Raw genomic sequence first — 10119 nt, 5'->3', positions numbered from 1 at the left:
GGCCGCGTTGGACCCGGCCGGCGCGGACAGCGCCGAGCCCGCCGCGCCCGCGCGGCGTACCCGGACGACCCGTCGTCGGGCGGCACCACTCAACCAACCGGAGCAGGCCGAGGCCCCGGTCGAGGCGCCCACCGGTGGGGCCGGCGCTGGCGAGTCGCCACAGGCGGAGGTCTTCGCCCCGATCTCCGGCGACCTGGACACCCCACCGAAGACCCCCCGGCGCCGCCGCAAGGCCGCCCCGGTGGAGAAGGCCGCCGAGGAGCCGCTGGTCGCGGCCTCCGCCGAGGAGGCCACGCCCGAGGTGGTCCCCCCGGTCAAGGTGACCCGCACCCGGCGGAAGAAGGCCACGCCGGCCGCTGTCGAGGAGCCTCCCGCCGCCGAAGAGCCCGCCGCTGTCGAGGAGCCGGTCGCCGAGACGCCGGCGGAGTCCGACCTGCGCGAGGCCGAAGCCGAGCTGAACGAGGCGGAGATCGCCGCCGAACCGGCCCGGACCAGCGGCGCGCAGGAGGGCTCCGGCGAGGTGCCGCCGGGCGCGGCCGTGGCCGGTCTGGCCAACGAGCCGATCGAGCCGGCCGAGATCATCGAGCCGGAGCAGCCGCGGACCCGCCGCCGGCGGGCGGCGCTCTCCGCGCCCACCGTGCTGTTCATGGCGCCGCAGCCGGACGCCGTGCCGGTGACCCGGCCGGCGGAGCCCGCTCCGTTCGCCGAGGAGCCGGCCGCGGAGGAGGCCGCCGAGCCGTCCCGCCGGCGGCGGCGCGGTCGCCGCGACGCCGAGCCGGTGGAACCGGTCGAGGCAATTGAGGCCGAGGAGGAGCCGACCGAGGAGGCCGACGAGGCCGCCGAGGTGGATGAGGACGACGAGGACAGCGCCGCCGCGCGCCGCCGCCGCCGGCGTGGTCGCCGTGGCCGTGGCCGGGGCAAGGGCGGTGCCGACGACGCCGAGGACGAGGAGTCCGACGAGGCCGCGCAGGCCGAGGAGGAGGAGACCGCCGAGGCCGAGGCCGAGGGCGACGAGGACGAGGAGTCCGAGGGCGGGGACGGGCTGACCCGGCGCCGCCGGCGTCGCCGCCGCCGCGGTGCCGGTGACACCGAGGGTGCCGCCGACGACGGCGTGCCGACCGTGGTCAAGATCCGCGAGCCGCGCCGGACCGTCGACGAGGTGCAGGGCGTGTCGGGCTCGACCCGGCTGGAGGCCAAGCGCCAGCGCCGCCGGGACGGCCGGGAGCAGCGGCGTACCCGGCCGCCGATCCTCAGCGAGTCGGAGTTCCTGGCCCGCCGGGAGGCGGTCGACCGGGTGATGGCCGTGCGTCAGCGCGGTGACCGGACCCAGATCGCCGTCCTGGAGGACGGCGTGCTGGTCGAGCACTACGTCACCCGCAACTCCTCCGGCACCATGGCCGGCAACGTGTACCTGGGCAAGGTGCAGAACGTGCTGCCCAGCATGGAGGCGGCGTTCGTGGACGTCGGCCGGGGCCGCAACGCGGTGCTGTACGCCGGCGAGGTCAACTGGGACACCTCCGGCCTGGAGGGGCGTGCCCGCTCGATCGAGCAGGCGCTGCGTTCCGGCGACTCGGTGCTGGTCCAGGTCACCAAGGACCCGATCGGGCACAAGGGCGCCCGGCTGACCAGCCACATCGCGCTCTCCGGCCGGCACCTGGTCTACGTGCCCAACGGCAACGCCTCCGGGATCAGCCGGAAGCTCCCGGACACCGAGCGCAAGCGGCTCCGCGACGTGCTCAAGAAGCTCGTCCCGGACGGCGCGGGCGTGATCGTCCGGACGGCCGCCGAGGGCGCCAGCGAGGACGAGCTGGCCCGCGACGTCAAGCGCCTCCAGGCCCAGTGGGAGGACATCCAGGCCAAGGCCGCCGAGGGCGGCGCGCCGGTGCTGCTCTACGAGGAGCCCGACCTGGTCATCCGGGTGGTCCGGGACCTCTTCAACGAGGACTTCCGCGAGCTGGTGATCGAGGGCGAGCAGTCGTACGACATTGTCGAGTCGTACCTGTCGCATGTCTCCCCGGACCTGGTCGACCGGGTGCGCCGGCACGTCGGCACGAGTGACGTGTTCTCCGAGTACCGGATCGACGAGCAGATCATCAAGGGCCTGGACCGCAAGGTCTTCCTGCCCTCCGGCGGCTCGCTGGTGATCGACCGTACCGAGGCCATGACGGTCGTCGACGTCAACACCGGCAAGTACACCGGCTCCGGGGGCAACCTGGAGGAGACGGTCACCCGTAACAACCTGGAAGCGGCGGAGGAGATCGTCCGCCAGCTCCGGCTGCGCGACATCGGCGGCATCGTGGTGATCGACTTCATCGACATGGTGCTGGAGTCGAACCGTGAGCTGGTGCTGCGCCGGCTCACCGAGTGCCTGGGCCGGGACCGCACCAAGCACCAGGTCACCGAGATCACCTCGCTCGGCCTGGTGCAGATGACCCGCAAGCGGATCGGCGCGGGCCTGCTGGAGGCGTTCAGCGAGACCTGCGAGTGCTGCAAGGGCCGAGGCGTCATCATCCACACCGAGCCGGTGCCGGAGAAGCCACGCGCCAACGGGGCGGGGGAGAAGGTCAAGGCGGTCGCCTCGTCGGTCGCCGCCGCCCCGCCCGCCGAGCAGGGCAGCGCGTCGTCCCGCCGTCGGGCGCGCAAGAGCGCCTCGGCCGAGAAGGCGGTGGCCGAGGTCGTCGAGAGCGACACCGGCACCGAGCCGGACGCCGACTACGTGGACACCATGGGCTACGACCTGTCCCGCTACGAGGCGGACACCGCAGCCGCGCCGGCGGTCTCCGACAGCCAGCGGGGCGAGTCCGCCCGGCTGGCCGCCGCGGACGACCCGGACGCGCTCGCCGACGGCGACGCCGACGAGGAGAGCACCGAGGGTGGCGCGGGCCGGCGTCGCTCCCGCCGGGGTGGCGCCCGCCGACGGACCCGCCCCTGAGCAGCTGACCGGCCGGTCTGACCGGCCCGGTGTTTGATGAGGTCCCTTCCCCGGCAAAGTGACGGGGGAGGGACCTCGCCGTCCCGCCACCCCGGTCCGCGATCGGCCACCCCCGGTCAGGAGAAGAAGATGCGTCGTCTGCTCGCCGTCACTGTGCTGGTCGCCGCGCTCTCCGCCGGGGCGGGTTGCTCCACCGACCGGCCCGGCGAAGGCCCGACCGGCACGGCCACCGGGGGTTCCGGCCCGACGGCGGGGCCCGGGGGCGGGTCGGCCGGTACACCAGCGGGGTCGACCGGCACGCCGGTGGGTGGCAGCGCCGCGCAGGTCTGCGCCGTCGCGCAGCAGGCCGGCGTCACCGCGCTCGAGACGTACGTGGCGGAGGTGGGCCAGATGCTCGCCGCGGTGGGCGCCGGGGACACCACCGCCGCCGAGGCGGCCCGCGAGCGGGCCGAGGCCGCGTTGGCCGGCTGGCGGACCGCGCTGCGGGAACAGTCGGCCCGGGCCACCGACCCGCAGCTCAAGACGCTGCTCACCGACATCGGCACCGAGGTCGCCGCGCTCGGCGCGGACGTCGATTCGATCGACGAGACCGAGCTGGATCGGCTCCAGCAGCGCCTCGACCAGCTCTGCCCGCGCTGACCAGGGCGGGCCGGTTTGGGGTCCGGGCCTGCGATGGCGTACTCTTGCCTGCGGCGCACTTTTGGTGTGCCGAGTTCCCGTGTGCCCGCGCCGCCGTGCACTGCTACCCGGCGAGCCGCCGCGGGGACGACCGCCAGCAGCCTCAACGACAGGGAGTCCGCCTCCGATGTACGCGATCGTCAAGACCGGCGGCAAGCAGTACAAGGTCGCCGAGGGCGACGTGATCGAGGTCGAGAAGCTCACCGGTGCTCCCGGTGACGCGGTGAAGCTCACCGCAGTGCTCCTCGTCGACGGTGACGACCTGGTGACCGACGCGGCGAAGCTTGCCGAGGTCGCGGTGTCCGGCGAGATTGCCGCGCACACCAAGGGCCCGAAGATCAAGATCCACAAGTTCAAGAACAAGACTGGCTACCACAAGCGCCAGGGTCACCGCCAGCCGCTGACCCAGGTCAAGGTGACCGGCATCTCCAGCGGGAAGTAGGTCGTCCTCCAATGGCTCACAAAAAGGGTGCGTCCAGCTCGCGTAACGGTCGTGATTCCGCGGCCCAGCGACTCGGCGTGAAGCGCTTCGGTGGTCAGGTTGTCAGCGCCGGTGAGATCCTCATCCGGCAGCGCGGCACCAAGTTCCACCCCGGCGACCTGGTCGGCCGTGGCGGCGACGACACGCTGTTCGCGCTGTCCGCCGGTGCGGTCCTGTTCGGCACCAAGCGCGGTCGCAAGACCGTCAGCATCGTTCCGCAGCAGTAGCTCTCAAGCTTTGCGGGCCGCGGACCTCCGGGTCCCGGCCCGCTTCGCTTTTTTCGCAGTGCGGGGTCGAACCTCGCTGGAAGGATTGACGCCGTGGCGACGTTCGTTGACCGGGTCGTGCTGCATTTGCAGGCCGGCGATGGCGGGCACGGTTGTGCCTCGATCCACCGCGAGAAGTTCAAGCCCTTCGGCGGGCCGGACGGCGGCAACGGCGGGCACGGCGGCAGCGTGTCCCTGGTGGTCGACCCGCAGGTGACCACGCTGCTCGACTTCCACTTCCGCCCGCACGTCAAGGCCGACAGCGGCAAGGGTGGCGCGGGGTCGAACCGGGACGGGGCCAACGGCCACGAACTGGTGCTCAAGGTGCCCAACGGCACCGTGGTGCAGACCCTCGACGGCACCGTGCTGGCCGACATGGTCGGCGCCGGCACCACCTTCGAGGTGGCCCGCGGCGGGCGTGGCGGGCGAGGTAACGCCTCGCTGGCCAACGCCAAGCGCAAGGCTCCCGGCTTCGCCGAGCTGGGTGAGCCCGGCGACCACCTCGACGTGGTGCTGGAGCTCAAGAGCGTCGCCGATGTGGGCCTGGTGGGCTTCCCGTCGGCCGGCAAGTCGTCGCTGATCTCGGTGATCTCCGCCGCGAAGCCGAAGATCGCCGACTACCCGTTCACCACCCTGGTGCCCAACCTCGGCGTGGTCCGGGTGGACAACCACACCTTCACCGTCGCCGACGTGCCGGGCCTGATCCCCGGCGCGGCCACCGGCAAGGGGCTGGGCCTGGAGTTCCTGCGGCACATCGAGCGCTGCGCAGTGCTGGTGCACGTCATCGACTCGGCGACGCTGGAGCCGGGCCGCGACCCGGTCGCCGACATCGAGACCATCGAGGCCGAGCTGAACGAGTACGGCGGGCTGGCCGACCGGCCGCGACTGGTGGCCGTGAACAAGGTCGACGTGCCGGACGGCCGCGACCTCGCCGAGATCGTGCGCCCCGACCTGGAGGAGCGCGGTTACCGGGTGTTCGAGGTCTCCGCGGCCACCCGGGAGGGGCTCAAGGAGCTCACCTACGCGATGGCCGAGCTGGTCGACGCGCAGCGCAAGGCCGCGCCGCCGGCCGAGCCGACCCGGATCGTGATCCGGCCGACGGCCGTGGACGACGAGGGCTTCACCATCACGGCCGAGACCGACGGCTCGTTCACGGTCCGGGGCGTCCGACCGGAGCGGTGGGTCAAGCAGACCAACTTCGACAACGACGAGGCGATCGGCTACCTGGCCGACCGGCTGGCCCGGCTCGGGGTCGAGGACAAGCTGGCCAAGGCCGGCGCGCAGCCCGGCGACCTGGTCCGGATCGGTGAGCGCGAGTTCGACTGGCAGCCGACGCTCTACGCCGGCGTGGAGTTCACGCCCGGCAACCGGGGCACCGACGTCCGGCTGGAGGCGAGGTCGAACCGGGCTCGTGCGGCCGAGCGGCTCGCCGCCCGCAAGGCCCGCCGGGTGCGTTCCGGGGACGAGGTGGGCGCCGACGCGTCCGACGACATCGTCGACATCGACGACGAGGACGACGCCGAATAGCCCGTTGCGCTCCGTGATCGGGTTGATTGCCGGAAACCTCCGCGAAATCCACCCCGCCTAGCGTGGGGTGATGCTGATCGAAGCTCGGCCCGCCATCGATCCGGAGATCGCCGCACTGGTCACCGCGCAGCAGCGTGAGGTGCGCGAGGCCGACGGCGGGTTGGACGGGCAGGTCACCGTCACCCACGACGACATCCGCTACCTCGCCGTGGTGGTGAACGGCCGGGCGGTCGCCTGCGGCGGGCTCCAGTCGATCGACGCCGCCACCGGCGAGGTCAAGCGGATGTACGTCCGTCCGGCGTCCCGAGGTCGGGGCATCGCCCGCCAGCTGCTGGCCGCGCTGGAGGAGCTGGCATTCCGCCAGGGGCACTCGGTGGTCTGCCTGGAGACCGGCACCTACCTGCCGGCCGCGATCGGGCTCTACACCTCGTGCGGCTACGACCGGATCCCGGCGTACGGCGAGTACGTGCACAACCCGTACAGCGTCTGTTTCGCCAAGCGGCTGCCGGTCGCGGCCTGACGGCCCCGTGCCGCGGTGCCGGCGCTCAGGCGCCGGTGCTGGCGTGCGCGACGGTGACCGGCTTCGACTCCGGCGAAGCGTGCTGGCGCAGGACGATGCTCAGCACGATCAGGGCGCCGACCGCGAGGAACTCGCTCTGCCAGTTCTGCATGGACTGGAACCAGAAGTCGCTGGTGCCGAGGAAGTCCCACACCCCGATCGGCGGTGCGCCACTCTGCAACGCCTGCTCCTGGTTGTACGCGGCGGTGCCACCGAGCAGGTGGCCGACGAATGAGCCAGCGAAGATCAGCAGCAGCGCGATGGAGAGGCTGTTGCGGTAGACGACCAGCGGCAGGCCGCCGACGCGTACCGGCCAGGGCGACTGCGGGGTGGCCCGGCGCTCGTCGTCCTCCGGCCGGTCGGTCTGGTCCACCGGCTTCGACTCGGCCGAACCCCGCTGCACCAGGTGCGCGGTGAGCAGCACGTACCCGCCCATCTGGAGGAACTCCGACTCCCAGTTCTCGAAGACCGCCTCCGCGAAGTGCCCACTGGTCAGGTAGGCCGGCCAGCTCAGCGGCGCCGCGCCGAACTCGGTCAGCTCCTCGTTGTGGGTCTGCCAGCCGAAGACGCTCTGCAGCACCAGGAAGACCAGGAACGCGCCGAGCATGGCGACGGTCAGGGCGTTGTCGCGCAGCCAACGGGGCATGTCACACCTCTTTCGCGAATCACCCCCGGGATACCCCTGCCGGGATGACCGCCAAACCGCTCAAGCGCCAGTTCAGGGCCGGTCGATCGGCGTGTCGAGACGTCCGCCGGTGCCAACCTGGTTGGAGAGCAGCAACCCGAGCGTGAGCATGCCGAAGCCGAGCGCGAGGTGCAGCCAGTTGTCGGCGGCGTTGACCGGCAGGATGTTCACCCCGCCGTCCTCGTCGATCGCCTCGACCGCCAGGCCGTACAGCCAGAGGGCGAGGTAGATCGCACCGCCTCCGGCCAGGAAGAGCCGGGCGCCGCCGATGCTGCGGGCCAGCGCCAGGCCGACCAGCCCGAACAGCAGGTGTACGGCGTTGTGCAGGATCGAGATCTGGAACAGCCCGAGCAGCCGGGCGTCCGAGTGGTGGCTGGCGAACCGCAGCTCGCCGTAGTCGGTGGTGATGCCGGGGATGAAGCCGAGGATGCCGATCAGCAGGAAGACGCCGGCCACGATCAGTGCCGCCGTCTGCACCCGAGGCCGGGGGCCGGTTGGTCGGCCCCCTCGCGCGTCTCGTGCCATCGCTGCCCCCTCCGTGGATCTGCCGGCCCCGCGAACCTCACTGTCCGCAGCGGCGACGTGACGCAGCCCGACGATCCTCCATTTTGAAGTCGATCCCACCGGCCGCGCAGAGAAATGCACGAAGAGGCATGGAAGCCGGAACGCAGGGTAGGTGAATCGTCAGCGGCCGCGGCAGCGCGGTCGCATCCCCCCAGCACAACCGCGACGACTTTCCGAGCGGAAGGGAAATCATGACTTACGATCTGTCACCCACGTCTTCCACGTACGGGCAGGAGTCGACCAACGGCGGAGGCGTCCGCGACCAGGCCCGCCAGGTTGGATCCGAAGCCGCGCACGCCGGTGGCGCGGTCGCGCAGACCGCGAAGGAGCAGGGCACCGAGGTCGGCCGTGAGGCGGCCCGGCAGGCCCGCAACCTCTACGGCGAGGCGCGCAACCAGCTCGCCAGCCAGACCGGCGAGCAGCAGCGCCGCGCGGCCGGTGGGCTGCGTTCGTTCGCCGACGAGATGTGCTCGATGGCCGAGCAGGGTGGCCAGGCCGGCCCGGTGAGCGAGCTGGCCCGCCAGGCCGCCGACCGGGTGCACGGCGTGGCCGGCTGGCTCGAGGAGCGCGAGCCCGGCGACCTGATCACCGAGGTACGCGACTACGCGCGGCGCAACCCGGGCACCTTCCTGGTCGGCGCGGCGGTGCTCGGCGTGCTGGCCGGTCGCCTGACCCGCAGCATCTCCGCCGCCGGCGACGACTCCGGCAACGGCTCGACGGGTCACCGCGGCGCCGGCGCGTACGACCCGGAGCAGACCGCGGTGATCCCGACGCCGCCGGCGCCCCGCACGGTGCCGGACGCCGTTCCGCAGGGCGGCTACCTCGACCCGACCCCCGGCGCCTACGCCGAGCCGACCCCCGGCGCCTACGCCGAGCCGACCCCCGGCGCCTACGCCGAGCCGACCTCCGGCGGGTACGCCGAGCCGACCGGCACCGGCCAGCCGCTGCCGCCGGTGAGCCAGACCGACCCGCTGCCGGGCGTGCCGTCCGGCGGCAGCACCCGCCCGTGAGCCACCGAGTCATCCGAAGGGAGGCGACGGCATGACGATGCCGACGCAGGGGTCCGGACTGGACTCCGGTTACCACCCCGACGCGGGTGCCCCGCACAGCGCGGCGGAGGTGAAGGGCAGCTCGCTCGGTGAGCTGATGCGCCAGGTCACCAGTGACCTGTCGACCCTGATGCGCCAGGAGGTCGAGCTGGCCAAGGCCGAGATCCGCCAGGAGGGCAGGAAGGCCGGCAAGGCCGCCGGGCTCTTCGGCGGCGCCGGCTTCGGCGGCTACATGGTGGCGCTCTTCGTGTCCATCGCCGTGTGGCAGTTCCTGGACAACGTCATGGACTCCGGCCTGGCCGCGCTGATCGTGGCCGTGATCTGGGCCGTGGTCGCCGGGGTCCTCTACTCCATGGCCAAGAAGAACGCCCAGCACGTACGCGGGCTCAAGCAGACCAACGACAGCGTGCAGCGGATCCCCGACGCGCTCAAGCCCCACCCGGAGGGAGTCACCCGATGAGCACCGATCCCGACCAGATCCGCCGGGAGATCGAAGCCACCCGCAACAACCTGAGCTCCGACGTGGACGCGCTGGCGTACAAGGTCAGCCCCAGCCGCATCGTCGACGACCGTAAGCAGCGGGCCCGCTCCGCGCTGCAGAATGTGAGGGACAAGGTCATGGGAACCGCGTCTGACCTCGGCCACGGCACCGGCCACGCCGCCCACTCGGTGGGCGACCGCGCCTCGTCGGCGGCCTCCAGCGTCAGCGACGCCGCGCAGTCGGCGGCCTCCACCGTCAGCGCCGCCGCCCACAGCGCGCCGCGGGTCATCCGGCAGAAGTCCGAGGGCAACCCGCTGGCCGCCGGCCTGATCGCGTTCGGCGTCGGCTGGCTCGCCTCGTCGCTGATTCCGGCCACCCGCCGGGAGCAGCAGGCCGCGACCCAGCTCAAGGAGAAGGCCAGCGAGCACAGCGGGGTGGTGACGGAGAAGCTGGGCGAGGTGGCCAGCGAGCTCAAGGAGGAGCTGCGCGAGCCGGCTCAGCACGCCGCGGAGTCAGTGAAGTCCACCGCCCAGGACGCGGTGCACGCGGTCAAGGACGACAGCAGGTCGGCCGCACAGGACGTCAAAGACCAGGCGCAGCAGTCCCGCCAGCAGGTCAGCTCCTGACCCCACCCGTACCAACCCCGACGGCTCGCGGCCACCTCGGTGTCCGCGAGCTGTCGCGTTGTCAGCGGGGCCGCAGCGCGCGGGTCGAGTGGGCGGCCCGGCGGAGGCGGGTGTCGCCGTAGAGGGACCAGCCCCACCACCGCCAGGCTTCCTAGGGGGCTGCCCTGATGGTTGGCAGCCGTCACACTCCGACGTCGCGGCTCGGACGCCACCCTCAACCGTGGCGGGGTGCGGCTGGGCACCGCCGAGTTCTACTCCGTGGTCGAGGGGC

General features: G+C 72.5%; 11 protein-coding genes. 9 read left to right on the top strand and 2 right to left on the bottom strand.

The window, feature by feature from the left end:
- The 6 genes from ACWD6N_RS36550 to ACWD6N_RS36525 form a co-directional block, all read left to right on the top strand.
- Positions 1–2932: Rne/Rng family ribonuclease (locus ACWD6N_RS36550; protein ID WP_450006546.1), on the top strand; the 2932-nt coding region annotated here is incomplete at its 5' end.
- Positions 2933–3061: 129 nt separating this feature from the next.
- The gene (locus ACWD6N_RS36545) at positions 3062–3571 is read left to right on the top strand and encodes a hypothetical protein (protein WP_354965628.1); all 510 of its coding nucleotides are present in this window, start codon (positions 3062–3064) and stop codon (positions 3569–3571) included.
- Positions 3572–3737: 166 nt separating this feature from the next.
- Positions 3738–4052, top strand: coding sequence for a 50S ribosomal protein L21 (gene rplU / locus ACWD6N_RS36540; RefSeq protein WP_074313742.1), 315 nt, complete (start codon positions 3738–3740; stop codon positions 4050–4052).
- A gap of 11 nt (positions 4053–4063) precedes the next feature.
- A complete protein-coding gene (rpmA, locus tag ACWD6N_RS36535; RefSeq protein ID WP_074313740.1) occupies positions 4064–4318 on the top strand; it encodes a 50S ribosomal protein L27 in 255 nt (84 codons plus the stop codon).
- A 93-nt stretch (positions 4319–4411) separates the two neighbouring features.
- Positions 4412–5884, top strand: a complete 1473-nt coding sequence (gene obgE / locus ACWD6N_RS36530) for a GTPase ObgE (RefSeq protein ID WP_354965627.1) — start codon at positions 4412–4414, stop codon at positions 5882–5884.
- A 70-nt stretch (positions 5885–5954) separates the two neighbouring features.
- Positions 5955–6404: a GNAT family N-acetyltransferase gene (locus tag ACWD6N_RS36525; RefSeq protein ID WP_387323636.1), complete on the top strand. Its 450-nt coding sequence runs from the start codon at positions 5955–5957 to the stop codon at positions 6402–6404.
- A gap of 25 nt (positions 6405–6429) precedes the next feature.
- Here ACWD6N_RS36525 and ACWD6N_RS36520 read toward each other — a convergent pair whose 3' ends face one another.
- Together ACWD6N_RS36520 and ACWD6N_RS36515 are read right to left on the bottom strand one after the other, a co-directional pair.
- Positions 6430–7089, bottom strand: coding sequence for a DUF6766 family protein (locus ACWD6N_RS36520; protein WP_354965625.1), 660 nt, complete (start codon positions 7087–7089; stop codon positions 6430–6432).
- A gap of 72 nt (positions 7090–7161) precedes the next feature.
- Positions 7162–7653 carry a DUF4383 domain-containing protein gene (locus ACWD6N_RS36515; RefSeq protein ID WP_354965624.1) on the bottom strand — a complete coding sequence of 164 codons (492 nt, stop codon included), beginning with the start codon at positions 7651–7653 and terminating at the stop codon, positions 7162–7164.
- A gap of 230 nt (positions 7654–7883) precedes the next feature.
- Between ACWD6N_RS36515 and ACWD6N_RS36510 the strand changes: the two genes are divergently transcribed.
- From ACWD6N_RS36510 to ACWD6N_RS36500, 3 genes are read left to right on the top strand one after another with little or no spacing between them, the layout of a single operon-like run.
- Entirely contained in the window at positions 7884–8702 is an 819-nt protein-coding gene (locus ACWD6N_RS36510) for a hypothetical protein (protein WP_354965623.1), read from the top strand.
- Between the two features lie 31 nt (positions 8703–8733).
- Positions 8734–9201, top strand: coding sequence for a phage holin family protein (locus ACWD6N_RS36505; protein ID WP_354965622.1), 468 nt, complete (start codon positions 8734–8736; stop codon positions 9199–9201).
- Positions 9198–9848, top strand: coding sequence for a DUF3618 domain-containing protein (locus ACWD6N_RS36500; RefSeq protein WP_354965621.1), 651 nt, complete (start codon positions 9198–9200; stop codon positions 9846–9848). Before ACWD6N_RS36505 ends, ACWD6N_RS36500 begins: the two co-directional genes overlap by 4 nt.
- Positions 9849–10119: the final 271 nt, after the last annotated feature.

Source organism: Micromonospora sp. NPDC005163, from assembly GCF_053599835.1.
The sequence above is the reverse complement of the archived record's forward strand: the minus strand, read 5'-3'. Positions and strand labels throughout refer to the sequence as shown.

Excerpts from the sequence above, each read along its gene's own strand:
- rplU (WP_074313742.1), top strand. The coding sequence starts at position 3,738 with ATGTACGCGATCGTCAAGACCGGCGGCAAGCAGTACAAGGTCGCCGAG.
- ACWD6N_RS36510 (WP_354965623.1), top strand. The coding sequence starts at position 7,884 with ATGACTTACGATCTGTCACCCACGTCTTCCACGTACGGGCAGGAGTCG.
- ACWD6N_RS36505 (WP_354965622.1), top strand. The coding sequence starts at position 8,734 with ATGACGATGCCGACGCAGGGGTCCGGACTGGACTCCGGTTACCACCCC.
- ACWD6N_RS36525 (WP_387323636.1), top strand. The coding sequence starts at position 5,955 with ATGCTGATCGAAGCTCGGCCCGCCATCGATCCGGAGATCGCCGCACTG.
- ACWD6N_RS36500 (WP_354965621.1), top strand. The coding sequence starts at position 9,198 with ATGAGCACCGATCCCGACCAGATCCGCCGGGAGATCGAAGCCACCCGC.
- rpmA (WP_074313740.1), top strand. The coding sequence starts at position 4,064 with ATGGCTCACAAAAAGGGTGCGTCCAGCTCGCGTAACGGTCGTGATTCC.
- ACWD6N_RS36515 (WP_354965624.1), bottom strand. The coding sequence starts at position 7,653 with ATGGCACGAGACGCGCGAGGGGGCCGACCAACCGGCCCCCGGCCTCGG.
- ACWD6N_RS36545 (WP_354965628.1), top strand. The coding sequence starts at position 3,062 with ATGCGTCGTCTGCTCGCCGTCACTGTGCTGGTCGCCGCGCTCTCCGCC.
- ACWD6N_RS36520 (WP_354965625.1), bottom strand. The coding sequence starts at position 7,089 with ATGCCCCGTTGGCTGCGCGACAACGCCCTGACCGTCGCCATGCTCGGC.